Source organism: Nocardioides sp. Root140 (assembly GCF_001426745.1).
In the GTDB taxonomy this organism is placed as follows: Bacteria; Actinomycetota; Actinomycetes; order Propionibacteriales; family Nocardioidaceae; genus Nocardioides.
In genome coordinates this window covers 127,921-154,894 of record NZ_LMFI01000015.1, presented here as the reverse complement: position 1 = coordinate 154,894, position 26,974 = coordinate 127,921, and the positions used below count along the sequence as shown (strand labels likewise).

The following is a 26,974-nucleotide window of genomic DNA, read 5'->3' as shown; positions in this document are numbered from 1 at the left end:
CCGCTCTCCCACTGACCGGAACCGTCAGCCGAAGAACGCCTGGGCCCCGTCGAGCGGGATGGTGGCCCCGGAGAGGTACTGCAGCTCGGGGCTGACCAGGGCGGCCACCGCCCGCCCGATGTCGGCCACGGGATCGCCGATCCTCCGCAGCGGGATCGAGGCGACGAACGCCTCGGCCTCCTCCGGGTTGCGTTCGGCCCACCCGGCCAGGCCCGGCGACAGTGCGTGCGGGGCGATCGAGTTGACCCGGATGTTGTCGGGCCCCCACTCGACCGCCACGGTGCGGGTCAGCGACCGCAGGGCCGTCTTCGCGGCCGCGTAGGCGCCGTACGTCGTGGGGTCCCAGCGCACCATCGCCGAGGTGACCAGGTTGACGATCGAGCCGCCGCCCTGCGCCACGAGGTGGGGGTGCGCGGCCTTCATGAACTCGAAGGCCGCGAACGGGCCGCTCCGGAATCCTCGTTCGAAGTCGTCACGGCTCATCCCGAGCAGGGGCCCGTAGGCGCCGACGTAGGCGTTGTTGACCAGGACGTCCAGGCGCCCCAGGTCGCCGACCACCCGGTCGACCAGGCCAGGGATGCCGTCGTGGTCGGTGACGTCGAACTCGTAGGGCCGCGCGGTGACGCCGAGGCCGGCCAGCTCCGCGCAGGAGTCCTCCAGCTTGGCCAGGGTGCGGCCCACGACGGCGACGTCGGCGCCTCGTTCGGCGAGTGCGACGGCGATGCCGCGACCCACTCCCTGTCCGGATCCGGTGACCAGCGCGACATGTCCTGCAAGACTCTTCATGGCAACATGCTTCGCCGCGGAACACGTCCGGGTGGGGACCCGTCCCGGTCACCGGGAGGCACCCGCGTGGCGGCGGTCACGGCTCCGCAGACTGGACGGACCGGCGGAGTACGCCGTCCGACGTACAGACACATGAGGAGCTCCAGCCCGATGACGACCACTCACGACCCGATGGCCGCCTACGCCCGACTCGTCGGCCCCGGTGGGCCCTTCGAGATGGTCGAGGACGACGTCCTGGGCACCCGGATGCCGGTCTACCGCAACCGGGCACGCGCCCTCCACGAGGTCCTCGCTGACTCGGTGCAGTACGGCGACCGCACCTACGTCGCCACCGCGGACGAGCGGGTCACCTTCGCCGAGCACGCGTCCCGGGTCTCCTCCCTGGCCAAGGCCCTCACCGACGAGTACGGCGTGAAGAAGGGCGACCGGGTCGTCATCTCCGCCGCCAACACGATCGAGTGGATCGAGAGCTTCTGGGCGGTCGTGTCCCTGGGCGCGGTGGCGGTCGCGTTCAACGCCTGGTGGTCCGACCGCGAGGTGGAGCACGGCCTCGGCCTGACCGAGCCCGTGCTGGCCATCGCCGACGCCAAGCGCATCGACGCGCTCAAGCAGCACGGGCTGCCGGTGCTGACCGTCGAGGACGACGTCCCCACGTTGCGCGCGGCCCACCCGGACGCACCACTCCCCTCGGCCGACGTCGCCGAGGACGACCCGGCGGTGCTGATCTTCACCTCCGGGACCTCCGGCCACCCCAAGGGCGCCACCCACTCGCACCGCAACCTGCTCGCGGTCGTGGAGTACCACCGGATGAACGACGCTCTGCTCGCCGCTTTCGGCGACCCCACCGACCCGCGGGACCGCGCCTACCTGCTGGTCTCCCCGCTGTTCCACATCGCCAGCCTGCACAACCTGGCCCTCCCGCGGCTGGCCACCGGCTCCAAGGTCGTGCTGCACCTCGGCGCCTTCGACGTCGAGCGCATCTACGCGCTGATCGAGAAGGAGCGGGTCACCAACTGGGGCGCCGTGCCGACGATGGCCTCGCGGATGCTGGACGCCGACATCGCCGACAAGTTCGACCTGAGCTCGCTGACCTCGTTCTCGCTGGCCTCGGCACCGTCGTCGCTGGCGTTGAAGCAGCGGCTCCGCGAGAACCTGCCCTTCGCCACCGCGCTGGTCGACAGCTACGGACTGACGGAGACCTGCACCGGCGTCTCCGCGGCCACACCGGCCGACCAGGCCGAGGTGCCGGGAACCGTCGGCCGGGCGACGTACGGCGTCCAGCTCGAGATCCGCGACCCGTTGGGCAACGCGCTCGGCCCCGGTGTGGAGGGCGAGGTGTGCGTGCGCAGCTGCTACAACATGGTCGGCTACTGGCGCAACGACGAGGCCACCTCCGACACCATCCGCGAGGACCGTTGGCTGCACACCGGAGACCTCGGTGAGATCGACGAGCAGGGCCGGCTGCGGCTCAGCTCGCGGCGCTCGGACCTGATCATCCGCGGCGGCGAGAACGTCTACCCGGTGGAGGTCGAGAACGTGCTGACCGAGCACCCCGACGTCGTCGAGTGCCTGGTGTACGGCGTGGCCCACGAGGACCTCGGCCAGGAGGTGGCCGTGGTCGTCGTGCACGGTGAGACGGAGCCGTCGGTCGACGACCTGACCGCGTTCCTGAAGCGGGAGCTGGCCTACTACAAGGTGCCCGCGCACTGGCGGCTGACGTCGGTGCCCCTGGCCCGCAACGCGACCGGCAAGGTCAAGCGCTCCGCCGTCCTCGCCCCCAACTGAGATACTCCCTGACGTTTCGGTCCTCAATAACAGATACTCCCTGACGTTTCGGCCCCTCACAGAGGGACCGGAACGTCAGGGAGTATCTGTTTCAGTGGGGGCGGGCGACCTGGGCGTTGATGAAGAGCGCCTCGGCCGAGACGCACAGCTCTCCGTCGACGGTGATCTCGCCGGTGGTCCAGATCTTGCGTCCCTCGACCTTCGTCTGACGGCCGGTAATGGCGAGCTCGCGGAACAGCGGTGTCGGCCGGTGGTAGGTCAGGGTCAGCACCTTCGTCATCCCCGAGTCGCCGGCCCAGGCATTGGCGACGCCGAGCACGTGGTCGAGCAGCATCGAGGAGACTCCACCGTGCACGTGGCCCGGCGGGCCCTGGTAGGGCAGACCCAAGGTGACCACTCCCCCGATCGAGCCGTCGTCGCGACCCGCCAGCGCCAGGGGCGGGGCGATCGCGTTCTCCGGTCCGGTGATCGGGTCGTGGCGACTGACGCCCTCACCGGCCCACATGTCGACCAGGCGTTCGTCGATCGGACCGACGTGTTCGTCCAGGTGGTCGGCGACGGCGTTGAGCTGGGACGCGATCGCGCCCATCTCGGCCGAGGTCCGGTCGCCGGCGTGCAGCAGCGTCTCGATGACACGTCGTGCGGCGACGACCGCCTTGTCGACGCCGTCGTTGTTGGGCGCCGCGGTCAGCACCTCGAGTCGCCGGGTCTCGCCCTTCACCACCAGGGGTCGCTGGGCAGTCTCTTCGGTCATGTCGTCTTCCTTCCGGAGGAGGTCAGCGGGGAAGGCGGAGAATCCGCTCACCGATGATGTTGAGCTGTACGTCGGTCGTGCCGCCGGCGATGGTCAGTGCCCGGCTGCTGAGGAACCACCAGGTGGCGGTCCGCTCCTCCGGGTCGACGACGAGCGAGGCCCCGCCCTGGAACTCCATCAGCGTTTGCCAGGTGTCCTGGATGTTCTCCGCCGTGACCAGCTTGGCCAGGCTCGACTCGGCACCGGGCTGGAGCCCCGACACCGACCTGATCGTCTGGCGCAGGCCGAGCAGCCCGCCCGACTGTGCGTCGGCGATCAGGCGCCCGAGGACGGCGACCTGCAGCGGGTCCTCGCGGTCGACGTGCTCGAAGAGCAGCTCGGCGGTGCCGGTGGCCGAGTTCGAGGTCATGTGGACCCGCTCGTTGGCCAGCGTGGTGATCGCCAGCTTCCAGCCGTCACCCGGCCGGCCGACGAGCATCTCGTCGGGGATGAACACGTCGTCGAGGAACACCTCGTTGAAGTGCGATCCCCCGGTCAGCTCACGCAGCGGTCGGATGTCGATGCCGGGCGTGGTCATGTCGAGCACGAAGTAGGACAGGCCCTTGTGCTTGGGCACGTCCTTGTCGGTGCGGGCCAGCAGGATCGCGAAGTCGGAGCTGCGTGCTCCCGAGGTCCAGACCTTCTGGCCGTTGATCCGCCAACCGCCCTCGATCTTCTCCGCGCGCGTGCTGAGCGCGGCCAGGTCCGACCCGGCACCGGGCTCGGAGAACATCTGGCACCACTCGATGTCGCCGCGCAGGGACGGCGGCACGAGACGGTCCTGGATGGCGGAGTCGCCGTGCGCGAGCAGCGTCGGGACGGCCCAGTTGCCGATGATCATGTCGTGCGGCTCGAGGCCACGCTCGGTGAGCTCCTCGGCGATCACCACCTGGGTGACCGGGTCGGCGTCCTTGCCCCACGGAGCCGGGAAGTGCGGTGCGGTGTAGCCGAGTTCTGCCAACCTGGCTTGAGGATTCTCGTCGGTGACGGTGTCGAGCTCGGCGCCGATCGTTGCGCGGATCGCCTCCGCCTCGGGCGGGAGGTCGAGGCCGAGCGGGCGTCGTACGCCGGCCAGCGCGAGGCGGGCCACGCGTTGCTCCCAGACAGCCTTCGAGCCGAGCAGGATCGAGGTCGAGCCGGTCCGGCGCAGGGCGAAGCCGGCCAGGTGCTCCCACGTGTAGCCGATGCCACCGAGGGTGTTGATCAGGTCCTTCACGACGACGGAGGCGCCGGGGACGGTCGTGGCACCGGCGATCGCGGCGGCCAGCGAGGCCTCGTCGGACGAGGCACCCGTCTGTGCGCGTGCCGCGTCCCAGGCACAGGCCCGGCCCTGCTCGGTGCGCACCAGCATCCGGGCGACCCGGTGCTTGACCGCCTGGAACTTCGCGATCGGCTGGCCGAACTGCTCACGGGTGGTGGCGTACTCCGCCGCCGTCGCGGTCGCCCAGTCGGCGATGCCGGCCGACTCCGCGGCGAGGAGTACGGCGGCCAGGTCGAGGGGCCGCTGTGGGTCGAGGTCGAGCACGTCGGCCTTCGACACGTGGAGGTCGTCGACGGTGACGGTGGCGAAGCGGCGCAGCAGGTCGTGGCTGGGCTGCGAGGTGACCTGTCCCGAAGACCTCGTCACGACGATCCAACGGGTCGCGCCCGAGACCTGTACCGGAAGCACGAACACGTCGGCCAGCTGCCCGCCCATGACCACGCCACTGGTCCCGGAAACCCGCAAGCCGTCAGGGGTCTGCGTTCCGACCAGGCCGTCGCGCGAGAGGTCGACCGCACCCGTCGTCGTACCGTCGGCGAGCCCGGGCAGGTGCTGCTCGTGACCGCCGGCGTGGAGCACGGCGGAGGCCAGCACGGTCGGCAGGAACGGGCCGGGTGCCAGCACCCGGCCGAGCTCCTCGGCGACCACGGCCACCTCGGGGAGGCCGAACCCGGCGCCGCCCACCTCCTCGGGAAGGTGCAGCCCGAACAGGCCCTGTGCCGCCGCCTGCGGCCACCACCCGGGGAGTTGTTCGTCCTTCTGCTCGACGGCGGCGCGCACGGCGTCCTCGGTGACGTGGCGGCTCAGCAGCCCCCGCACCGACTCGGCCAGCGCGGTCAGGTCTTCGTCGAGCCCGATGCTGCCCACAGTCAGATCCGCTCGATGATCGTGGCGGTCGCGTGCGCTCCGCCGGCGCACATCGTGACCAGCGCGGTGGACTTGTCGGAGCGCTCGAGCTCGGCCAGGGCCTGGGTGAGCAGGCGGGCGCCGGTGGAGCCGACGGCGTGGCCGAGCGCGATGGCGCCGCCGTTGACGTTGACCTTGTCCATGTCGGCCTTGTGCTCCTTGGCCCACGAGAGCACGACGGAGGCGAACGCCTCGTTGATCTCGACCAGGTCGATGTCGCCGAGCTTCATGCCGGCCTTGTCGAGCACGTGGTGGGTGGCCGCGATCGGCCCGTCGAGGTGGAAGTGCGGGTCCGACCCGATCATGCCGGAGGCGACGATGCGGGCGCGCGGGCGCAGGCCCTCGGCCTCGGCGCGCTCCCGGCTCATCAGCAGTACGGCGGCCGCGCCGTCGCTGATCTGTGAGGAGTTGCCGGCCGTGTGGATGCCGTCGGGGACGACCGGCGAGAGCGTGGCCAGCTTCTCGAGCGTGGTCTCGCGCAGGCCCTGGTCGCGGGTCACCTCCATGGTCTGGCCCGTGGCGCGCAGGGTGCCGTCCTCCTGCTTCTCCATCACCGGCGCGGTCAGCGGCAGCAGCACGTCGTCGAAGCGACCCTCTGCCCAGGCGACGGCAGCACGCTGTTGGGAGATGAAGCCGAGCTCGTCAGCGGCGGCACGGGTGATGCCGTAGTGCCGGGCGATCCGCTCGGCCGCGGTGAACTGGTCGGGCAGGTCGATCTCGAACCCGTCGGGGATCGGCATCCCGGTGCCGGGAGCCAGGGCGGCGCCGAGGAAGACCCGGCTCATCGCCTCGACCCCACAGCCGATGCCGGCGTCGATCTGGCCCGAGGCGATCAGTCCGGAGATCATGTGCACGGCCTGCTGGGACGAGCCGCAGGCGCAGTCGATGCTCGTGCAGGCAGTGGTGTGGGGCAGACCCGCCACCAGCCAGGAGTTGCGGGTCACGTTGTTGGCCTGGGCGCCGGCCTGGGTCACGCAACCGCCGACGACCTGCTCCACGGACGCCGGGTCGATGCCCGCGCGCTCGATCACGCCCCGCTGGGCGGCACCCAGGATCTCGGTCGGGTGCAGGCCGGAGAGCCATCCGTTGCGACGGCCTACCGGTGTGCGGATGGCCTCGACGATCACTGCTTCGGGCATGACTGTTCCTCCTGTGTCGGACTGTCCCAGCAGGGTCGCCCGTTCGCGGGGTCTGGCGGCGTCCGGCGTCCCACTCACCGGGCGTGATCCGTGTCGCGGCCCCGTCGGCTCCACTGACCGGGACTCGTCCGGGCAGCGCTGCCGACGTACGACGTACTTTCGCCGCACCCGCTGTCCCGAGCCACCTGTGGCCGGGCCGGCGTCGACGCGGCACGAGACGCGTCGGATCCGCACCGAGTCGAAGGAGCAACATGAGCGAGACCAGCCTGGCCGGACGCACCGCGATCGTCACCGGAGCCGGCGGCGGACTCGGCCGTGCCGAGGCACTGTCGCTGGCCGCGGCCGGTGCCCGCGTCGTGGTCAACGACTACAGCGAGGCCGGCGACGCCGTCGTCGCGGAGATCAAGGAGGCCGGTGGCGAGGCACTCGCCGTCCGCGGCGACGTGGGCGACTGGGCGCTCGGCGACCGGCTCGTCGAGGCGGCGGTCGACACGTTCGGCTCCCTCGACATCGTGGTCAACAACGCCGGTGTACTGCGCGACTCGATGATCTTCAACCTGACCGAGGACGCGTGGGACGACGTGATCCGTGTGCACCTGAAGGGCCACGCCTCGCTCTCCCGCGCAGCCGCTGTCCACTGGCGCGCCGCCTCGAAGGCCGCTGGTGGTCCGATCTACGGGCGCCTGGTCAACACCACCTCCGAGGCGTTCCTGTTCGGTTCGGCCGGGCAGCCGAACTACTCCGCTGCCAAGGCGGGGATCGTGGCGCTGACCCTCTCCGCCAGCCAAGGCCTCTCCCGGTACGGCGTGACCGCGAACGCGATCGCCCCGCGCGCCCGCACCGACATGACGGCGCACGTTTTCGCCGGTGACCCCGACAGCGAGCGCACTCTCGACATCCTCGCGCCCGAGCGCGTCGCGACGCTGGTCTCCTACCTGGCCTCCCCCGCGTCCGCGGAGATCAACGGCCAGGTCTTCGTGGTGTACGGCGACATGGTCGCGCTGATGGACTCGCCCAAGGTCGAGAAGAAGTTCACCGCATCCTCCGGGGTCTTCTCGGCCGAGGAGCTGGCCGTGCAGCTCGGCTCGCACTTCGAGGGGCGCTCGCCGTACCAGACCTACGCGGCGTACTCGGTTGCCGAGCTCGACACGACCGGCGTGGAGAACATCGCCAACTGATCGGCCGGCCTGCGAGCGGCGGCGACCTCCGTGGGTTCGGGTCGTCGTCAGCTCCGGGTGGCCCCGCCTCCTCCGGGGAAGCGGGACGAGCACTAGGGGCTGCGGCCCGATCGGACCGAGTAGCCCTCGCACTCGGTCCGACCGGACCGAGTAGTCGGGCGAGTTGGCCCAGGTGGGCCGCACCACCGAGTGCCGCCCGGCCTCGGTCGGAGGCTCAGGTGTGCGATCCGCCGTCCACCCGCAGCTCAGCACCCGTGAAGTACGACGCATCGGGCGAGGCCGCGAACGCGATCGCGGCGGCGATCTGCTCGGGCTGGGCGGTGCCCAGCAGGGAACGAACCCGGCCGAAGTAGCTGAAGTCGAGGTCGCCGGGGCTCACCGCGGCGGTCAGCGGCGTGGCGGTGTTGCCGGGCGAGACCGGTACGACGCGGATGCCGCGTCCGACCAGCTCGGCGGCCAGCGTCTTGCTCAGCGCGAGGACCGCCCCCTTCGACGCGGCATAGGCGCTCATGTACGGGTTGCCGTGATCGGCCGCGGTCGAGGCCACGTTGACGATCACACCGACTCCGTCGGGCAGGTGGCGCAGGGCCTCACGGCAGAACAGCGCGGTGCCGATGGTGTTCACCTCGAACAGCTCGCGCATGTCCTTCACGCTCAGCGTCTCGATCGGCGTGGTGCGCTGGATGCCCGCCACGTTGATCAGCACCTCGATGCCGCCGAGTCGTTCGGCGGCGGTCGCCACTGTCGCGATCACCTGCTCCTCGTCGGTGACGTCGACGACGCCCGTCTCGATGCGTCCCGGGTTGCCGACGGCGCACTCGGCGGTCTCGGCCAGGCCGGTCTCGTCCCGGTCGACCGCGAACACCGCTGCGCCCTCGGACACGAGACGAAGGACGGTCGCCCGACCGATGCCCGACCCGGCGCCGGTGACCAGTGCATTGACCCCGCTGAACCTGTTCATGCCCGCGACCGTAGGGGCGGGCGGGCCGGGTGCGACCGCCAGCTCCCGTTCAGTGGTACGCCGAGGGGCCGGCGACGCGGTCGCAGATCAGACGCGGTCGCAGATCAGACGCGGTCGCGGATCAGGAGTGCGACCACTCGGCCAACAGCAGCGCGCAGGAGACCCGGATGTCGTCCTCGACCTGCTCGATCGGATTCCGCTGGTTCAGCGCGGCGGTGATCACGCCGTACCACGCCTGCTCGATCAGTCGGGCGAGCTGCTCGTCGCGAGCGCTCGGCTCGGCGAGACCCGCAGCACCCAGCAACAAGGCAGAGAACGACGCATGGGTGACGTTGGCGTCGGCGTGCGTCGCGTGCAACGCCGCGTTGTTGGAGACCATCATCGCGTGCGTCAGCAGGGGGGTCTTGAGCATCTGCCGGGTCGCAAGGATCAAGAGCTCGGTGACGGTCACCACCGGGTCGGCGTCCGGGTCCACGTCGGCCACCGCGCCCTCCATGCGCTGGATCTGGCTCTGCATGACCGCGGTGAACAGGTGCATCTTCGAGGGGAAGTAGCGGTAGAGCGTCGCGATCGCGACGCCGGACTCCTTGGCCACCTCGAGCATCTGCACGCGCTCGAGCCCGTTGGCGGCTCCCTGGCGGGCGGCGGAGCGGAGGATGCGCTCCACCCGCTCCTGCTGTTGTGGTGAGTTCGGCTGCGCTGGCGGCCTCACCTCGCCGATTCTCGGCACGTCATTCCCCTCGTCGATGTCGGAGCCATCGTCTCGCGAGGCTCTCACCGTGCGCGCGCAACTCTACCGGTGAGCGGGATCGGCGCCGGGCGACAACGCGCCCGACCGGCGCTCGCCCGACCGGCGCTCGCCCGCCCGGCGCTCGGCAGACCCTGGGCTCGGCAGGCCTGCTGGCAGCGGCTGGGCGCCAGGTCACTCCGACGAGGGCGGCAGCATCCGCTTGGACGCCTCGTGCGCCCCGAGCACCAGCTTGCGGCGATCACTGCCGCTGCGGATCTCCACGGCCTTCTCGTTGCCCTCGGCGACCTGGATCGGTCCGTGGGTGAGTGCGGCGAGTGCCTGCCGGGCAACGTCGTCCGGCTCGGAGACGTGCATGCCGGGGATGTCGAAGTTGAGCCCGGCCCGGGCCATCGCGGGAGTGCGGGTGACCCCGAGCACGAACTCGACCACGTCGACGTCGTAGTCGCGCATCTCGAGCCACAGGCCCTCGGCGAAGATCCGACCGAAGGACTTGGCCGCGGCATAGATGCTGATCTGCGCCGAGCCGAGGAGGCCGGCCAGCGAGCCGACCAGCAGGATGCCGCCGCGGCGACGCTCCTTCATCGGTGCGCCGAACAGCTGCACGAGCGCCAGCTGGGCGGTGATGTTGAGGTCGATCACCCGGCTGAACTTCTCCAGGTCACCGCTGACGAACTCGTGGCCGTAGGTGTTGGCCCCGGCGTTGAACACCAGCAGGCCGACCTCGAGGCCCTCGGTCACCTCGGCGACCCTCTTGGGCGCGTCGACCTCGGTCAGGTCGACCGACAGGGTGCGCACCTCGACACCCTTGGCCCGGACGGCGGCCGCGGTCTCCTCGAGCGGCCCCGTCTTGCGGGCCAGCAGGACGAGGTTGAGGCCGGCGTCGGCGAGCTGGTGGGCGAAGGAGGCACCCACACCCTCCGAGCCGCCTGCGATGACCGCCCAGGGGCCGTAGTTCTCCGCGTTGATCTGCTTTGCGTTGTTCGAGTCTGCGTTGATCGGGTTGGTCGTCATGCGTGCGCGTGCTCGCCTTCCGGGTTCGTCTTGAGTGGTTCGTCGACCTGCACGTCCACGTCGCCGCGGTGGACCGCCTTGATGACCGAGTTCCGCAGGCTGGCGCAGCCGGCGAAGGCGGCACCGTTCGGGCCGGGTCGGGGCGAGGCTGCCCGCCGTTCGACACAGGTCTGGGCTGCCTCGTCGGACCACTGGAGCGAGGTCTGCTCCCAGCTGCTCTTGCGCGCGAGGACCCGTGCCCCACAGGCCTCGCAGTCGACAGGCTGCATGGGCCCGTCGGCCAGCCGGTTGTCGGGGCGGACGGCCATCAGACCGTCTGCTCCTGCGCGGCGGACGCGTCCCGCGCCTTGATGTTCGCGGCGACCTCGGCCTTCCAGGCCTCGTTGGGCCGCGTGGTGTCGATCTCGAACTCGAAGCGCTCGGTCATCTCGGGGGTGACCTCCTCGACGTCGACGTAGAACTGCTCGTACCAACGGCGCAGCTGGTAGACGGGTCCGTCCTCCTCGCACAGGAGGGGGTTGTCGACGCGTGCCTTGTTCTTCCAGATCGTGACGTCCTGCTCGAAGCCGATCTTGATGAAGTCGCCCATCTTCTGGGCCATCGCGTCGGCCTCCTCGTCGGCCATGCCGACCCGCTTCTCGACGATGACGCCGTACTGCAGCACGAAGGAGTTGGCGTCGATCGGGTAGTGGCAGTTGATCAGGACGCTCTTCAGGTCCGCGTCCTCGTAGTGGTAGACGAGGTCGTCGATCATGAAGGACGGACCGTGGTACGCCGCCACGGAGCTGTTGCCGGTGGCCTTCGGAGCACCACTGCCCTCGGACTGGGGACGCGCGACGTCCTCACGTCCCTCCCCCTCCATGAACTGGGTCGCCACCGGGCCCTCGAAGACGTTCTTGAAGTACGTCGGGAACGAGTAGTGGATGTAGAAGAAGTGCGCCATGTCGACGATGTTGTCGACGATCTCGCGGCAGTTCGCACCCTCGATGACCGTGGTGTACCAGGTCCAGTCGGTCCAGTTGTCGTCGGTGGCACCGGCGATCCGTGGGATGGTGACGTCGGCCGGCGGCGGGTTGCCCTGCGGGTCGTTCCAGACGAAGAGCATGCCGTCCTGGACCAGCGTCGGCCAGGACGCCGTACGGGCCCGCAACGGGACGCGTCGGGCGTAGGGGATCGCCTTGCAGCGGCCGTCCCCGCCCCAGCGCCAGTCGTGGAACGGGCAGGCGATCTCGTTGCCCTTGACGGTGCCCTGCGACAGGTCGCCGCCCATGTGGCGGCAGTAGCCGTCGAGCACGTTCACCGTGCCGTCCTCGCCGGCGAACACGACCAGCTTCTGTCCGAAGGCCAGCACCTGGTGCGGCTCGCCGTCCTGGAAGTCCTTGGCCAGGCCGAGGCAGTGCCACCCCCGGGCGAACCGGGTGGGTGCAGCGTCTGCTTCGATCCGGCGAACCTCGTCCTCGACTGCAGTCATGTCCGTCTGTCTCCGTCCGTGCCTGGGGGGGGTGTGCCACTCACCGATCTTTCGCTCGAGTCTCGACCCGCCCCCGAGCGCGCGCGGACCGAAGTCCCACTCAACGGAAGAAGTCGCCGATCGCGTCCCCGAGTGGCCGCATTCTGGCCGCATGAGCCAAGACGTCCTGGACAACGTGCGAGCCCTCCTCCCGGCGATCGCCGAGCGTGCCGTGTCGACCGACGAGGCCCGCGTGGTGTCGAAGGAGACCATCGCGGAGCTCACCGACACCGGCCTGTTCCGGATGCTCCAGCCCAAGAAGTACGGCGGCCTCGAGCTCGAGCCGCTGAGGTTCTACGAGGCAGTCCGGATGATCTCCGGCGCCTGCGGTTCCACCGGCTGGGTCAGCTCCGTGATGGGCGTGCACCCGTGGCAGGTGGCGCTCTTCGCCAAGGCCGCCCAGGACGAAGTCTGGTCCGACGGGCCGGACGTGCTGCTCGCGTCGTCGTACGCCCCGGTGGGGCAGCTGAAGCGGGCCTCGGGCGGCTACCGGATGAGCGGCCGATGGAGCTTCTCCTCCGGGTGCAACCACGCGGAGTGGCTGCTCCTCGGTGCCCTGGTGATCGGCCCGACCGGCAACCCCGTCGACTTCATCACCGCCCTGGTGCCGCGCGCCGACGTCGAGATCCTCGACGTGTGGAACACGGTCGGGCTGCGCGGCACCGGCAGCAACGACGTGGTGGTCGAGGACGTCTTCGTCCCCGAGCACCGCACGCTCCGCAACTTCGAGCACGCCCGCCTCACCGGGCCGGGACAGAAGGTGAACAAGGGGCCGCTCTACCGGATGCCGTTCGGCGCGATCTTCACCACCGCCGTCACCGCGCCGGTGCTCGGCGCCGTGGCCGGCTGCCTGGAGACGTACGTCGGCGAGATGGCCGACCGGCTCCGGCTCAGCCTCGGCGGCGGTCGTTTCGCGGAGGACCAGTTCGCGCAGGTCGCGGTGGCGCGGGCGTCGTCGGCGGTCGACGGGGCGGTGCTGCAGATGGACCGCAACATGTCCGAGATGTACGCCGCGGCAGCGGCCGGCGGCGAGATCCCGATGGAGCTGCGACTGCGCACCCGGCGCGACCAGGTGCTCGGCACCGAGCGCGCCCTGGAGGCCATCGACATCCTCTTCAAGACTGCCGGCGGCAGCTCGCTGCACTGGACCAGTGCGATCAGCCGGGCCTGGCGCGACGCGCACGCGGGTTCGGTGCACGTGGCCAACGACGTCGAGCGCACCCTCGCCCTCTACGGCAAGGGCGTCTTCGGCATCACCGTCGAGGACAACCTCATCTGAACCGACAGCTCGACCGAGAAGGAGCACCATGACCGGCACCGGTCCCCTGTCCACCGCGAGCCAGCTCACTCTCGAACGGCGGGCGCTCGACCTCCTCGCCACACCGGAGCTCCTGGCCGCCCGCGACCGGGTCGCGGCGCTCTACCGAGCCGACCGCAACTACGGTTCGCACCCCGCCGGCGTCGCCTCCCTCGAGGCCGCCGCCGCGTCGATCACGGTCGCCGCCGTGCAGCACGCACTGGTCGCGGACCCGGCCCGGCCGGTCTTCCTGTGGTCGGCCTGCTCGGCCCACGGCTGGCACGGGATCGACATGCCCAACTCCGGCTACGGCATCGACAATCCCGACAACGTGCACCGCCGCAGCGCGGTCGACGGCGAGTCGACGTACGTCGTGCGGGGTCGGGTGCCGGAGGTGCCGGCCGCCCAGTTCTCGTTCATCTGCTACGGCGCCCCGGAGGCCGACGGAGAGGTGACCCGTGAGGGCGCCGCGATCGCCTCCGTGGTGCTCTCGTCACAGCTGGTGCCGGACGCCGACGGTCGCTTCGAGCTCACGGTCGGGCCGACGCCGGTCGACGACCGACCGCACCTCCTGACCGCACCGACCTCGACCTGGATGCTGGTGCGCGACGCCCTCACGGACTGGGAGTCCCAGGACCCGCTGTGGCTGGAGATCGAGCGGGTTGCGGGGCCTGACGCCGCACCCGAGCCGACGGACGCCGACCTGGTCGAGCTGGCCGTGGCCAACGTGGAGCGGTTGAGCCGCTACTGGCTGGACTACGACAACGAGCTGATCCACGACGTACGACCGCTCAACGCGATCAAGCAGCCGACGCCGCGGCCCTTCGGGGCCTCGGTGGTGGGCCGGTTCGACGTCGCCGCCGACGAGGGGCTGCTGGTCACCCTCGACCCGTGCGGCGCCGACTACCTGGGCTTCGAGGTCACCGACCCGTGGGGCGTCACTCGTCCCAGCGTCGAGGCGACCGGCGGGCTGAACAACCGCCAGGCCAAGGCGAACGCCGACGGCACGCTCACCTACCTGGTGGCCGCGACCGACCCCGGCGTGCACAACTGGCTCGACACCGGCGGGCTGACCGCCGGCATGGTCGCCGCCCGGTGGCAGGGCGGACAGGTTGCCGAGGACGCCGAGCCGGTGCGCGAGGTCCGCGTGGTCCCGCTCCGCGACGCCGCCTCGTTCTTCGGCGACGAGCACCGGATCACCCCCGCAGGACGTGCGGAGCAGTTGCAGCAGCGGGCCGCCGCCTTCGCCCGTCGCCTGCGCTGACGCTCAGGAGGCCTGCGCTGACGGTCAGGCGGGCCGCTTTTGACGCTCAGGCTGCCCGCGGCAGGACCGGCGGTCAGTGCGTGGACCGGGTCGGGAAGGTCGGGGCCTGGAGCCTGGCCAGCTTTGCGATCTCACCGGGCGTGGCGCGTTGGCTGCGGGTGAAGTCTCCGGCGTAGTAGCCGTTGTGCCGGCGGACGGGGCCCCGGTAGGTGCCGCGGTCTTCTTCGATCGTGAACATCTGAGTCATCTCCTTCGGGTCCCGAGGCGACCGCCCGGTTGGCGGTCCGTGTCGGCCTCTCATCAGTTCCACGAACGGCCCCGACCGTATTCGACAGGTCAGCCCGGACGACTTTCTCCCGAGCGAGACCTCGACTGAAAGCTTCCGAAGAAAATCTCGTGACGGATGTCGAGAAACTCTGGTCGGCTCCGACCAAGGGGTGGAAGGACCAACCACGAGTACTGGAGGATCAATCCCATGGCACGCATCAAGCGCTTCGACCACGTTGGCATCACCGTCTCCGACATCGACAAGGCGGCCGAGTTCTTCGTCGGGCTCGGCCTCGAGATCGAGGGCCGCACCTTCGTCGAGGGCGAGTTCCTCGAGACGGTGTGCGCCGTCCCCGACTCCCGCACCGAGGTGGTGATGCTCAAGTCCCCCGACGGCATCCGGCTCGAGCTGGCGCGTTTCGTCCGGCCCGACCACCAGCCGGGCTCACCCGACGCCCTGGCCACGGAGGTGGGCCTGCGCAACGTCAGCTTCGAGGTCGACGACCTCCACGGCGCGGTCGACGAGCTGGCCGCGAAGGGATACGGCCTGGTGGGCGGCATCGGCGAGCACGAGAACGTCGTGCGCATGGCCTACGTGCGCGGCCCGGAGGGAATCGTCGTGTCCCTCTTCGAGTACTTCGGCTGACGCCGGTACGCCGGTACGCCGCCACGCCGCCACGCCGCCGCTCGGCCCCACGCGGCGACCTCAGTGACGCAGGACCGTCAGGGCGTACGTCGTGTCACCACGAGCCGGGCGCCGCGCTTCGGGACGCTGGTGATGTTGCGAACCTTGGCCACGTCGTCACCCTGCGCGCTGAGGTCGTAGCGGGTCAGCACCTCACGCAACACCGTCACGCCCTCCATCAGCGAGAAGCCGGCGCCGATGCAGCGTCGTACGCCGCCCCCGAAGGGAATCCAGGTGTTGGCCTCGACCTTGCCCTCGATGAAGCGCTCCGGCCGGAAGACTTGCGGGTCCGCGAAGTTCTCGCTGTGGGACAGCTCGATCGATGCGGCGACTGCCGCACCGGCCGGCAGCGACACTCCCCCGACGACGGCCGGCTTCATCAGCAGCCGCGTCACGATGGGGATCACCGGGTGCAGCCGCATCGACTCCTTCAGCACCGCCTCGAGGTAGGCGTCGTCGCCGGAGTCGGCCGCCCCCTGCGCCTTGCCGAGGAGCTGCGGTGAACGGCCGAGCTCGTAGAGCGACCAGGCCAACGCGGTGGCCGTGGTCTCGTGACCGGCCAGCAACAGCGTGACGAGCTGGTCGCGCAGCTCGGCGTCGGTCAGTGGGTCCTCGCCCTCGTGGTCGCCGACGTGCAGCAGCTGGGAGAGTACGTCGGTGCGCGTGGCGAGGTCGGCGGCCTGTCGACGCTCGGCGATCTCGGCGTACAGCACCCGGTTGAGCTCGCGCTGGTTCTGGTGGAACGCCTTCCACATGCCGATCTTCCCCAGCTGCGGGTAGCTCGCGCCGACCAGGACGAGCGGGTTCACGTTGACCACGTTGTCGATCAGGGGCTGCAGCTCCACGACCCGGTGCTCGTCGGTCACGCCAAAGACGACGCGGATGATGACGGCCAGGGTCAGCGCGTTCATCCGCTCGAGCGACGCGAACGTCGTGCCGACCGGCCACTGGTCGACCTGGTCCTTGGCGATCTGGGCGATCAGCTCTTCGTACCCCTTGAGCGCGCGGGCACTGAACGCCGGCATCAGCAACTTGCGGGCGCGCTTGTGCTGCGACGCGTCGAGCAGGAGCACCGAGTGCTCCCCCATGACCGGCCCGAGAATGGCGTTTCCCTTGCCCGCATGGAAGTTCTCCGGGTCGCCGGCGAAGATGTCCTTGATCTGGTCGGGCTTGGAGTAGACGACGAGTGGCCGCCCGTCTGGCAGCAGCCGGATCGTGAAGACGTCGCCGTACCGTCGGTGCAGTCGCGGGACGAACGCACTGCGGAACCGCATGAAGGCCAGGGTCTGTACGACGGACGGCAGTCGCGGGCCGGGTGGGAACTCCCCGGTCGGCAGGGGCGGCCAGCCCTCGATGTACGCCGGGACTCTCGGCTCCGCGGAGGTAGTCATGCGATCGAGTCTGTCCCCGGCTCAGGCGCCCGACAACCTCCCCAGGTAGGAGTTCCATGGTGCCTGGGAGTCGCTGCGGCTCCGTCCTCGGCGCACGTTCTAGCGCTGGATCCGCTGTGGGAGAGCCTCGTAGTCATCCGTCGACGGTGCGATGAAGAGCCACCAGCCCGTCTCCAGAGCGACCGTCGAGTGGCTGACCCCGAGGTACTCGATCTCGACAGTCCTGCCCGGTGCCGTCCGCCCCCAGATCGACACCATCCGCCAGGACCAGTGGGTGCCCTGGTCGTCGGCGCTGCCACTCCCCGCCTCCTGCCACTCACCGTCCGGTCCGCGCACGTACTCGTCGAGGTCGATGTCAGCCTCGTCACCGTTGGTGTCGACCAGCGCCGCGGCAATGTCGTCCTGTACGGCGGCCGCAAGGGTCACGGCGTACCGCGGATCCCAGCCCCCGGCCTTGATCGCCGACTCCGCGTTGAGTTCCATCATCTAGGCATCGTGGCAGCAACGAGCCTGGACAGCGATCGAGTTCCCCAGCCCGGTCGGCTGAGCAAGACGGCGCTCATGACGTCAGCAACAACGCCAACGTGATCACGCTGAGCGGGAAGCCGACCCACCGAACAGCAGGCTTCGACCCGTGCCAGAACAACTGATCAAGGCCCATCAACAGTAGGCAAGCTGCGAAGCCCAACGTCGCCAGGTCACTCCGTGTCACGCCATCCGCGATGGCCGTGGAGGTGCTGATCGCGGCGACTGCGCCGGTGAAGAGCAGGAACCATCCCAGGGGCCTTGGAAGGGCTTGACCAGTTGACATGAGCGCATCATCCGCGATGTCGGCGACCTGTGTGGCCATTTCCCGCTGCGTTCGTGAGTGGACAAACCCAAGGGAGACCTAGTCTCGCTCGTATCTATCTCGGAACGACCTGCCGGCCTCGCGAATCGATCGAGCTCCGAAGACGAGGATCGGTAGCCATAGGAGCAACACGAACAGGCTGACGAGCAACCAGGCCCATGGTCCAGAACGCCCGTCGTTCAAGCCGAACACGAGGACGGCGCAGAGGATTGCCGAGATCCCCCACTTCCAGCGATACATGCCTCCCAAGACCGACGAGGCACGGCTGGGCGACTCCGTGACCGTACCCGCCTTGTCTCTCACGTGCCGTTCCGCCCTTCGCGGCTATGCGCCTCGGGCACGGCTCCGCCACGCCTTCAGCGCGGCGGGTACCGAGAGCACCAACCACAAGACCAAGAACACGAAGACAAAGGCTGCTGCACTGACCGCAATCTCTGTCGCTTGGGGCGACAACGGCGACAGTTCTTCTGCCCCCGGTTCCTTGGCCTCTCCGAGAACGAGTAGCACCTGCACGACAAGGAGAATCGCGGTGATGGCGGCCGCGGCCTGCCACGGACTCAAACGCTTAAGCACTGCATGACCGATCAGCGGAACGGGCGGCAGTTCTAGAGCGAGCCCGGTTGGAGCGGTACAGCAGCGTCTGGACAAGCGCTGCCAACACCACGAAGACCACGATCGACAGGACGCGTTCTCCCATGGGTCCCTCGCTCCGAAGCAGCATGTATGCACCGGTCACGACGACGGCAAGGAGGGGTGGAAGGATCCAGAAGGCGTAGGCACGGGCATCTCTCACGTCGCGAATCATGGCACCTAGCTCCGCGGCGCGTGTGTCTTCTTCAGATATCGCGGTGGAACGCAGCCCTCCCCACTGCCTGGTTGCCCCGTGCAGCCGATGACCCTCCCGTGAGCCGGGCCCCTCAGGCACCGTCTTCGGTCAGGGTCGTGGTCGGCAGCCAGTCGGCTCCGAGGAGGCTGGCGAGGTCGGCGAGGCCGGTGGTGTCGCCTCCCACCGTGTCGGAGGCTGCGGCGATCCGCTCCACCATCACCTTGCCGACCTGCTCCTCCACCGTGCCCTCGGCGTACGCGATGTGCCACGGCGAGACCTGGTGGTCGCGGTGGGTGCGGCCGGTCACCTGTCGTGCGGCGATGCCCGAGAAGCGGGCTTGGTGGAAGACGCCGACGCGCGGCTCGGTGCTCGCCTGGCGGCCGTCGGGGAGGGTCTCGCCGGCGTGCAGGCTGATCGAGGCGACCGTGGTGAAGACGCAGACCTTTGCCTGTCCGGTCTGGAACCTGAGCCTCTCGGCCTCGGGGTCGAACCGGTTGCGGCCATAGATTGTGGCGACTTCGATGCCGGAGTCACGCAGGCGATCGGCGATCGGGTCGGCGGCGGTCGCGACGAACTCGACCGAGCACGCCACTTGTCGCTCAGCCTGGACCTGCTGGGCGATCCAGGCGACCGTCGAGTCGACGCGAATGAGCCCGGCCTTTTGACGGAACCGCAGCAGCGCGGCCCGGCCTTTCGCTACATTGCGGCCGCGTCGAGCGATGTCCATCTCACGACAGAACTCTCCCCACTCGGCCTCGTACGCCGTCCGCTCCGCCGGCGTGAGAGCCACCGGCATGCCCGAGATCGGCACCGGACCCCACGGCGCAGCGCGGTGCAGCATCGCCGGGGGACGTTCCTCGGCCAGCCAGCCGCGCACCAGTTTGAGGTCCGCAGCGCGCCGCGCCGGATCGGTGGTCCACGTCGCTCCGTAGCGTCCTTGCTCCACCCCCACGCCGTGGCGTTCGAGGGCGGTCGCGAACGTGGCACCGGGTTGCGTGGCCGATGCCCAGTCCTTCATGGGCTCGCCGAGCACCTGCGCATATGCCGGAGCGAGGTAGGGCAGCTCGAGTGGCGTGTGTCCGGGCGTCGCAGTCGTTGCGATGACGAACGGCGCCTTGTCGTGCGGCTTCCCGTGTCCCGAGATCCGCGCCCAGAGCTTCCACCGCTTCGTCGTCGTACGTCGCAGGGCGTGGGCCTCGTCGGCGATGATCACGTCCCACGTGTGGTCCTTGACCTTCTCGAGTCGATCCCACGTGATCACGACCCATTCGAGACCGCCGTGGCCCAGCGCCATGATCGTGCGGCACCAGTGACCGATCGTGATCGCGGCAGGTCGGTCGGCGATGACGAGAACGCGTCGCGCACCGCGCAGGTCACCCACCGCAGTTGCCCCAAGGACCGCGGAGATCGTCTTGCCCACGCCGGGTTCGTCAGCCAGCAGGAACTGCCTTCCGCCTGCGGCGGCATGCGCCGCGATCGCATCGGCCGCCTCGTACTGAATCATCCGGGGTTCGAGTGCGTCGGTCGGCTCGGAGCTGGGCGTCGGGTTGCCGGGATTGAGGGTGTTCTCGATGAACCGACCGAGCGTGAACGGACCCGGAGCATAGGGCGCCAGGTGCGCGGGCACAGCACGCCCGACGTACAGATGGGCCTTGACTGTCGGGTGCCACGCGGCATCGTCGACCTGTGTCCCGTACGGGACGTCAAGCACCCACAGTCGCTCGTCCGGACCGGGGGCCGGCAACGGCCGCTGTGACTGTCGCACGCCGCCCCGGCGCGGGGACGAGCTGCGCCGACGAGCACTGGATCGGCGAGGACTGGCCACCCCCGGACACTATCGGGGCCGCCCCCACGCACAGAGTCGGCTCGCCCACGTCCGCGGTGCTCAGTGCAGACGCCGATTTGCGCGGCATCCAGTGCCCCATCGGCGGTGGAATGACGCACGTTGGACGCCACGGGGACTGACGCGCGAGCCACATGGGTGGTTTGTGTCAGAACGAGCCCGTCGGTGGGCGACCATTCAGTAGGCTGCCGACGTGCAGAGACTTTTCTTCGGCTATGCCGGCTCGGACACCAATGCCCGTGAGTGCATCCAGGCCGCCGCGACTCGAGTCGCTGAGTTCGCGAGTGTCGAGCAGTCCATTACGTGGGAGGACCTGCTCGTAGACGGGAAGCTCATTATCAATGACATCCTCGACGCCATCCATGACTGCACTCTCGGGATCTTTGACGTCACCAGCATGAATAACAACGTCTTGTTTGAACTGGGCGTGGCGATCGGCGCTGGTAAGGCCGTGGTGATCACACGAGAGGCAGACAATCAGACCTCGGACCGCATCTTTCGCGAGTTCGCGCTGCTGACCACGACCGGTTACACCGGATACCTCAACTCGGATGAACTCCTTGGTCGTCTCACCAAGATCATTGCGACGCCGCCGCCGCCCTTGCTTACGACCTTCTTGGGCGAGGAGAACAATCCAACGCTCGAAGATCGCCTGTTGTACGTGCCAAGCATGAAGGAAGACGAGGCCGCTCGGGCGTTGTCCAAACTGCTCGCCTCACATCGGAAGCTCGATGTACTGACAATCCCGTTGGACGAGCACGGCACATCTCCTTTGGCTTGGTTGACACAAGTCACGTACACGAGTCCTTTCGCGATCTATCACTTCACCCCACCGGAGGCCCTTCTCGCTGATGTGTCCAACCGGCGTTGTGCGCTCTTGGCAGGAGTCGCAATCGGAATGGGTCGCCAAGTCAGAGTGGTGATGAACAGCGCTGCACCAGTGGCAATGGACTACCGCGATCTGCGGCTCTCCTACACCAACTCCAAGAACCTGTCGGAGCGCGCCGAGACTTGGCTCTCCGGTTTGAAGTTCGAGAGTGCTAGTGGCCAGCGGATCCGCCGACACCTGCCCGCAGAACTAGCAGCGCTTCGATTCGGAAATCATGTCGCCGAGGCTGACGCCGGCGGGCTGGACGAATACTTCGTTGAGACTCGAGACTTCCTGGACGTCGTGGAAGGCACTGCGACCATCTTCACCGGTCGCAAAGGCACCGGAAAAACGGCAAGCATGCTGCAAGCGGCCTCTGTTCTGAGGAGCGACGCACGCAACGTTGTATGTGTGATCAAACCGGCCTCCTACGAGCTTGAGGCTCTGAACGACCTACTGCGCGGGATCCACGTTTCTCACATCGGCGACTACCTGATAGAAGGCATCTGGAAGTACTTGCTATACACGGAGGTGGGGGCGGCATTGGTGACGCATGCGGAACAGTCACCCGCTGGACTAGCTTCTGGCTCACCTGTCGATGCTGTCCGCAGAGCGCTCAATGCCGTGCACCATGGAACGGATGCATCGTTCTCGGAGCGGCTCGAGGACCTCATCCGGAACCTTGATCTCGATTTGGACAGCTTGGCCGAGGAATCTGGTCTCGAAGAGACCCGCAAGCAGATAGGTCGGGCGCTCTACGGGGGCCACATCCGGTCCCTGCGCACCCTTCTCGTGGCTGCCTTGACAAACAAGGCCCGGGTGGCAATCTTAATTGACAATCTCGACAAGGCTTGGGAACACGGAGCAGACCTTGCGACAATGTCTTCCGTGATTTTTGGCCTTCTCACCGCCGTCGGGAGAGTCTCAGACGAGATCGACCGAGAGGTCGCAAGCGATGGCAGGAAGGTTCGATTCACTCTGACGGCGTTCTTGCGAAGCGACATCTACGCCTACGTTCGCACTCGCGCTCGAGAGCCAGACAAGATCAGCGCTGCCGAGATTGAATGGCGCGACGTGGACCTCCTGGCCAGGGTGCTTGAGGACCGTTTCATCGTTTCTCGCGGTGGCAAGACAACTGCCGACGCTCTCTGGACTGAGTTCTTCGCAAAAGAGATCAAGGGCAGGCCGTCGAGGGACTACGTACTGTCCCGGGTGCAACCACGCCCGCGCGACCTGATCTTCTTCGCGAACTCGGCCGTCGTGCAGGCCACGAACGCTCGGCATCACATCATTGACGCCGATGACATCGATAAGGCCGAGCTCGCGTATAGCCAATTCGCCTACGAAGCTCTCCTCGTCGAAGGGGTAGCCGTTGGGCTGGACATGGAGAGTCTCCTGATGGCGTTCGTCGGCGAGAACGCGAAGCTTTCCGACGGTGAAGTTCGTGATGTTATGGCGGAGGGTGGCGTTCCCCGCGAAGCTCATCCTGACTACATGCACATCCTGCGGCAGCATGGATTCTTGGGCATTCAGACATCGTTGGGCATCTTCGACTACGGAGGAACTCCAGGCGAGATGCAGAAGGCCGAGATCCTTGCTTCGAAGCTCGGCAAGGCAGCGGGGCTCACTCGCACGTATGAGATCCATCCTGCTTACCGACGTCACCTATTGATCGAGGATCCTGACGCCAGTGTCTAGGCTTGGTCGCTGGACGACACCTTGTGAGTGAATGTCCCGCGTCATTCTGGGTGGAATGACGCGGGATGGCGTGGGAACGGCTGCGCGCACACGCAAGCCCGGACACAATCATGGGTGTGAACACGACCGGCGTCCCCGCCGCCGAAACCCAGGCCGCGCCAAGACGACGACTCGACCGACCCGTGCTGGTGGCCAACCTCGTCTCGGGAGCACTGTGGCTCCTGCTGGTGGCGGCTCTGGGCGCCTGGGTGCTGGCGCTGATCGGCGCGGTGTACGTCGCCGCGGCAAGCGTGTTCCTTGCCGCGGTCTACGGACGCGAGTCGCTCACCGTGCGCCAAGAGGCGCAGGCGTGGGCAACTCCCTGGCTGGCAGCGGTGGCGCTGTGGACCTGGGTGGCCGCCAGCCTCGAGGGTGGGGACTCAAGCTGGGCACTGAACCTGTGGTTCGGCGTGGTCGTCGCGAGCGGGTGCTACCTGGCGTGGCAGTTGCTGGCCTTGGCCGCGCGACAGCTGATGGAGTGGACGGCACGAATGCGCCGCTGAACCGGTCCCGGCCCCGCAGGTCTGCCGCAAGCGAGGCGACGACCGGTCAGGGGATGCGCACCACGGCCGTCGTGACCGGCGGGATCGGCCCGGCGCTGCGGGCATGTCGCAGGGCGATCATCACCTCAAAGTGCCCCTGGGTGGCGAGCCAGTCGTGCTCGGCAAGGCCTGGGTCCTGCTCCGCCAGCACCAGCCGTACGACGCCGTCCCGGCCCGGGCTGGTGTCGAAGCTCGTGGCGTGCACCCGGTCGCCGAAGCGCCACTCGAAGGACTCCATCCAGAAGTTCATCGGCACCAGGCTCCAGTAGCCATCGGGGTCCGGAGTGAACTCGATCATCAGCGCTTGGTCCGGTTCCAGCGACCAGTAGCCGGTCAGGTAGCCGTGGCCGGCAGGGGTGTGGATGTCTCCCTCATCGGGCATCGCCTCGAGCACGTTGAGCCGCTGCGACCGTTCACGGTGGGCCCATTCGGCCCACACACGGGTGTTGAACTTGGCGAACCCGATCGCCTGCTCCATGCCGACTGCCAGGTCCTCGGACGTCAAGGGCTCCCGCGGGGGTGCCGGCGTCGTACGCCGGATCGAGAGCGGGCGCGGTCGGTCCCGCAACGGGTCGCGCAGGTAGCGACGCACGGAGATCGAGTTGGCGTCAGGCTCCATCCGCAGGGCATTGCGCCCGCCGCGGGCGTCGAGTCGGAGCTCGAAGCTCCCGTCGTCGTCGAGGTCGAGGTCCTGCTCGGTGACCGACGCGATCATCCGACGGGGCGAGGCGTTGAGTCCGGTCAGGTCGCCGGCGTAGAGGCTGAACTCGATGAACTCGGTCTCGGCCATCGACCCGGAGACGACGTACTCATGGCCGAAGCTGACCAGTGCGGCGTCGTAGAGCTGACCCGGGCTGTCCCCGGCGAACTTGCGGACGCCGTCACGGGTCTTGCTGTGGAAGGCCGGCCAGACGGGGTCGCCGTAGTCGATGAACAGCTCCAGGCCGATGGTGAGGTAGCGCAGGTAGAGCCGCTGCCCCTCGGCCGAGTCCAGCGGCCGGTCCGGCGCGTCGAGCCGGGCGAGTTCGCCCGGTGCTGCGGCCACGGCCTCGGCGAGCCGGGCGAACCCGGCGCCGTCCTCTTCCGTCATCGGTCACTCCCTCGGTCAGTTGCCGAAACGCTGTTGGACGTGCCGGCGGCGTACGGCGATCTCCTGGGCGCGGTCCTCCGGACCCAACCTCGGAGTGTCTGCCGGCAGCACGTCGCCGAGCGCGTCGATCTTCACCGTGACCGCCCGTGGATGCTCGTCCTCCGGGAAGTCCGGGGTCGTGGACCCGTCGTAGCGCATCAGGATGACTCCCTGAACCAGACCCATGGTGTCGAGCCAGTTCGGGACCCCTGGATCGCGGGCACTGACCACGAACCGGTAGGCGCCGTCCGCGTCGCGGTGCGCCTGGTCGCCCGAGAGGCTGGTCTGCCGATTCGCGTACTCCAGCGAGGAGAACCACGGGTCGAGGAGCTGGATCCCCTGGTAGTCGCCCGAACCCGGCCAGGCGGTGATCACCATCGCCTCGTCGTCACCGAAGGCGAAGTTTCCCCGGACCATCCATCGTCCCGGCACGCCGCCGCGGGACCCGGGGTCGAACGGCTCCGACAGGGTGTTCGGCGACGCGTCGAGGTAGCCCTTCTTCACCAACGCCGGCCAGGCGCGCGCCTGCGCGACCAGGTCGGAGGTGGCCTCGCGCAGACGCGCGGCCAGGTCGTCAGGCTGCAAGGCGGGACGCAGGTCACCCTCGTGACCCACCCGGTCGATGTGCACCTCCCCCGGAGTCGCCGCGGACGCCCAGTCGCTGTAGATCTGGCGCACCAGGACGCGGGTCGCGTCGGCCGGATTCTCCAACCAGTTGCCCGGCTGCTCGACCGACGACGCGATCACCTCGAAGGTGCCGTCCTCGCTCACCTTGAGATCCTCGGCCGCCAGGTAGGACGCCATCCGGCCGGAGCCGAGGTAGGGGTCCCCGGCATAGATCTGGACCTCGAGTCGCTGCGCGTCTCCGAGCGTGCCCCAGATCCGGTAGGTCTCCCCCGGGTTCAACCGGGAGATCAGGTACCGCTGGTCACTGTTGTCGCCGCCCTCACGGATCCGGGTGTCGAGCACCCGGAAGAACGGGAAGTCTGGTTCGAAGAGGACGTGCTCCTCGAGCCGGGCGATCGTCATCCCCAGCAGGAACCTGTGGGCGCTGGCACGGTTCTCCGGTGACGAGTAGAGCTCGTCGTCCCGCAGCTCGCCGGCCAGTCGGCCGATGGTCCCCAGGAAGCCGTCGAAGCTGTCTGCGAGTTCATCGGCGCCCATGGGAGATCCCTTCAACTGCGTGAGATGTGACTGACGAAAGCATGGCGTCAGGAGTCCTGCAGGTCCCCGTCACGGGGTCGTGAACGCCGCCAGCGGCTCGGAGCCCGACCAGTCGTGGCCCCAGTAGGAGTCGGCGGTGATCTCCTCGGCGGTGTAGTAGGACTCGTCGACGAGCATGCCCTCGAAGCCGTACTCGAGGTCCCAGCCGCCGGGCGCGCGCACGTAGAACGACACCATCTTGTCGTTGGTGTGCCGACCCAGGGTCGAGGAGAGCGAGAAGCCGGCCTTGTTCACCTTGTCCAGCGCCCGGCCGACGGCGTCGAGCGAGTCGACCTCCATCATCAGGTGCACCAGACCGGGCGCCTCGCCGTGCGGGGCCGGGCAGACCGCCAGGCTGTGGTGACGCTGGTTGACGCCGAGGAAGCGCACCCGACGCACGGGCGGCGGCGAGTCGAGCCCGCCCAGCCGGATCGCGCCGCGTGGCAGGAAGTCGAGCACCTCCGTGTAGAAGTCCACCGTCTCCTCGGCGACCGTGGTCGGCAGCACGACGTGCCCCAGGCCCTGGTCACCGGTGACGAACTTCTGCGCGTGCCCGGTGAGGACCGGGCTGTGGTCGAGGACGGGCCCGAAGAAGACCTCCACGGGCGTCCCGGCCGGGTCCTCGAAGAACACGCCGGCCTCGACGCGACGCTCGTCGCACTCCTCCTGGCTGAGCACCTTCACGCCGATCCCGGAGGCCTCGACGGCACGGCCGACGGCGGCGAGCGCGAACTGGTCGCGCACCTCCCAGCCCACGGCGAGCACCTTGTCGGACTCCCCCGGTACGACGACCAGGCGGGCCGCGCGCTCGTCCATGCGCAAGTAGAGGCCGTTCTCGTCGGGCCCGGTGGTCTCCTGCATTCCCAGGCAGTCGACGGTCAGCTCGCGCCACCGCGGGATGTCCTGGCTCTGGACCTTCAGGTAGCCCAGTTGGCGGATGTGGGTCATGGCTTCGTCCTTCGTCAGGTGCGGGAGGGTGCGGCGGAGTGAG

The 26,974-nt window shown here is 68.7% G+C and carries 24 protein-coding genes; 7 read left to right on the top strand and 17 right to left on the bottom strand.

Going from position 1 to position 26,974, the window contains the following annotated elements:
* Positions 1-24: 24 nt before the first annotated feature.
* Positions 25-786 carry an SDR family NAD(P)-dependent oxidoreductase gene (locus ASD30_RS23915; RefSeq protein WP_056688170.1) on the bottom strand — a complete coding sequence of 254 codons (762 nt, stop codon included), beginning with the start codon at positions 784-786 and terminating at the stop codon, positions 25-27.
* Between the two features lie 150 nt (positions 787-936).
* Here ASD30_RS23915 and ASD30_RS23910 point away from each other — a divergent pair, with 150 nt between their 5' ends.
* On the top strand, positions 937-2,571 hold the full coding sequence (locus ASD30_RS23910; protein WP_056688166.1) for a class I adenylate-forming enzyme family protein: 1,635 nt from the start codon (positions 937-939) through the stop codon (positions 2,569-2,571).
* Between the two features lie 91 nt (positions 2,572-2,662).
* On the opposite strand, the gene ASD30_RS23905 is transcribed toward ASD30_RS23910, so the two are convergent.
* From ASD30_RS23905 to ASD30_RS23895, 3 genes are read right to left on the bottom strand one after another with little or no spacing between them, the layout of a single operon-like run.
* A complete protein-coding gene (locus ASD30_RS23905; RefSeq protein WP_056688163.1) occupies positions 2,663-3,325 on the bottom strand; it encodes a PaaI family thioesterase in 663 nt (220 codons plus the stop codon).
* 22 nt (positions 3,326-3,347) lie between these two features.
* The gene (locus tag ASD30_RS23900) at positions 3,348-5,492 is read right to left on the bottom strand and encodes an acyl-CoA dehydrogenase (protein WP_056688160.1); all 2,145 of its coding nucleotides are present in this window, start codon (positions 5,490-5,492) and stop codon (positions 3,348-3,350) included.
* A gap of 2 nt (positions 5,493-5,494) precedes the next feature.
* Positions 5,495-6,670, bottom strand: coding sequence for a steroid 3-ketoacyl-CoA thiolase (locus ASD30_RS23895; RefSeq protein WP_056688157.1), 1,176 nt, complete (start codon positions 6,668-6,670; stop codon positions 5,495-5,497).
* Positions 6,671-6,921: 251 nt separating this feature from the next.
* Here ASD30_RS23895 and ASD30_RS23890 point away from each other — a divergent pair, with 251 nt between their 5' ends.
* Positions 6,922-7,848, top strand: a complete 927-nt coding sequence (locus tag ASD30_RS23890; protein ID WP_056688155.1) for a 3-oxoacyl-ACP reductase — start codon at positions 6,922-6,924, stop codon at positions 7,846-7,848.
* 214 nt (positions 7,849-8,062) lie between these two features.
* On the opposite strand, the gene ASD30_RS23885 is transcribed toward ASD30_RS23890, so the two are convergent.
* From ASD30_RS23885 to ASD30_RS23865, 5 genes are all read right to left on the bottom strand, one after another.
* A complete protein-coding gene (locus ASD30_RS23885) occupies positions 8,063-8,809 on the bottom strand; it encodes an SDR family NAD(P)-dependent oxidoreductase (protein ID WP_056688152.1) in 747 nt (248 codons plus the stop codon).
* 121 nt (positions 8,810-8,930) lie between these two features.
* Positions 8,931-9,476, bottom strand: coding sequence for a TetR family transcriptional regulator (locus tag ASD30_RS23880; RefSeq protein ID WP_200949850.1), 546 nt, complete (start codon positions 9,474-9,476; stop codon positions 8,931-8,933).
* A 255-nt stretch (positions 9,477-9,731) separates the two neighbouring features.
* Positions 9,732-10,571, bottom strand: a complete 840-nt coding sequence (locus ASD30_RS23875; protein WP_056688148.1) for an SDR family NAD(P)-dependent oxidoreductase — start codon at positions 10,569-10,571, stop codon at positions 9,732-9,734.
* Positions 10,568-10,879 (bottom strand): hypothetical protein, encoded by a 312-nt coding sequence (locus ASD30_RS23870; RefSeq protein ID WP_056688145.1) that lies wholly within the window; start codon positions 10,877-10,879, stop codon positions 10,568-10,570. Before ASD30_RS23870 ends, ASD30_RS23875 begins: the two co-directional genes overlap by 4 nt.
* Positions 10,879-12,042 carry a Rieske 2Fe-2S domain-containing protein gene (locus tag ASD30_RS23865; RefSeq protein ID WP_056688142.1) on the bottom strand — a complete coding sequence of 388 codons (1,164 nt, stop codon included), beginning with the start codon at positions 12,040-12,042 and terminating at the stop codon, positions 10,879-10,881. Before ASD30_RS23865 ends, ASD30_RS23870 begins: the two co-directional genes overlap by 1 nt.
* Positions 12,043-12,193: 151 nt before the next feature.
* Here ASD30_RS23865 and hsaA point away from each other — a divergent pair, with 151 nt between their 5' ends.
* Entirely contained in the window at positions 12,194-13,360 is a 1,167-nt protein-coding gene (hsaA, locus tag ASD30_RS23860; RefSeq protein ID WP_056688140.1) for a 3-hydroxy-9,10-secoandrosta-1,3,5(10)-triene-9,17-dione monooxygenase oxygenase subunit, read from the top strand.
* 28 nt (positions 13,361-13,388) lie between these two features.
* Complete coding sequence (locus ASD30_RS23855; RefSeq protein ID WP_056688138.1) at positions 13,389-14,642, top strand: DUF1214 domain-containing protein; 1,254 nt, start codon at positions 13,389-13,391, stop codon at positions 14,640-14,642.
* A 73-nt stretch (positions 14,643-14,715) separates the two neighbouring features.
* On the opposite strand, the gene ASD30_RS26795 is transcribed toward ASD30_RS23855, so the two are convergent.
* Positions 14,716-14,880, bottom strand: a complete 165-nt coding sequence (locus ASD30_RS26795; protein WP_156388529.1) for a hypothetical protein — start codon at positions 14,878-14,880, stop codon at positions 14,716-14,718.
* 237 nt (positions 14,881-15,117) lie between these two features.
* On the opposite strand from ASD30_RS26795, the gene ASD30_RS23850 reads away from it, so the two are divergent.
* Positions 15,118-15,555: a VOC family protein gene (locus ASD30_RS23850; protein WP_056688135.1), complete on the top strand. Its 438-nt coding sequence runs from the start codon at positions 15,118-15,120 to the stop codon at positions 15,553-15,555.
* 77 nt (positions 15,556-15,632) lie between these two features.
* Here the strand turns inward: ASD30_RS23850 and ASD30_RS23845 are convergent, their stop codons facing one another.
* From ASD30_RS23845 to ASD30_RS23820, 4 genes are all read right to left on the bottom strand, one after another.
* On the bottom strand, positions 15,633-16,985 hold the full coding sequence (locus tag ASD30_RS23845) for a cytochrome P450 (RefSeq protein WP_082564141.1): 1,353 nt from the start codon (positions 16,983-16,985) through the stop codon (positions 15,633-15,635).
* Between the two features lie 99 nt (positions 16,986-17,084).
* Complete coding sequence (locus ASD30_RS23840; protein WP_056688130.1) at positions 17,085-17,471, bottom strand: hypothetical protein; 387 nt, start codon at positions 17,469-17,471, stop codon at positions 17,085-17,087.
* Positions 17,472-17,544: 73 nt separating this feature from the next.
* Entirely contained in the window at positions 17,545-17,835 is a 291-nt protein-coding gene (locus ASD30_RS23835) for a hypothetical protein (RefSeq protein ID WP_056688127.1), read from the bottom strand.
* 917 nt (positions 17,836-18,752) lie between these two features.
* Positions 18,753-20,372, bottom strand: a complete 1,620-nt coding sequence (locus ASD30_RS23820) for a DEAD/DEAH box helicase (protein ID WP_200951238.1) — start codon at positions 20,370-20,372, stop codon at positions 18,753-18,755.
* Positions 20,373-20,697: 325 nt separating this feature from the next.
* Here ASD30_RS23820 and ASD30_RS23815 point away from each other — a divergent pair, with 325 nt between their 5' ends.
* Entirely contained in the window at positions 20,698-23,070 is a 2,373-nt protein-coding gene (locus tag ASD30_RS23815) for a P-loop ATPase, Sll1717 family (RefSeq protein ID WP_056688115.1), read from the top strand.
* A gap of 116 nt (positions 23,071-23,186) precedes the next feature.
* Positions 23,187-23,612, top strand: a complete 426-nt coding sequence (locus ASD30_RS23810; protein ID WP_156393768.1) for a hypothetical protein — start codon at positions 23,187-23,189, stop codon at positions 23,610-23,612.
* Between the two features lie 46 nt (positions 23,613-23,658).
* Here ASD30_RS23810 and ASD30_RS23805 read toward each other — a convergent pair whose 3' ends face one another.
* From ASD30_RS23805 to ASD30_RS23795, 3 genes are all read right to left on the bottom strand, one after another.
* The gene (locus tag ASD30_RS23805) at positions 23,659-24,741 is read right to left on the bottom strand and encodes a DUF1214 domain-containing protein (protein WP_056688107.1); all 1,083 of its coding nucleotides are present in this window, start codon (positions 24,739-24,741) and stop codon (positions 23,659-23,661) included.
* Between the two features lie 15 nt (positions 24,742-24,756).
* Complete coding sequence (locus ASD30_RS23800) at positions 24,757-25,944, bottom strand: hypothetical protein (protein ID WP_056688104.1); 1,188 nt, start codon at positions 25,942-25,944, stop codon at positions 24,757-24,759.
* 69 nt (positions 25,945-26,013) lie between these two features.
* Positions 26,014-26,931 (bottom strand): VOC family protein, encoded by a 918-nt coding sequence (locus ASD30_RS23795; RefSeq protein ID WP_056688099.1) that lies wholly within the window; start codon positions 26,929-26,931, stop codon positions 26,014-26,016.
* Positions 26,932-26,974 lie beyond the last annotated feature (43 nt).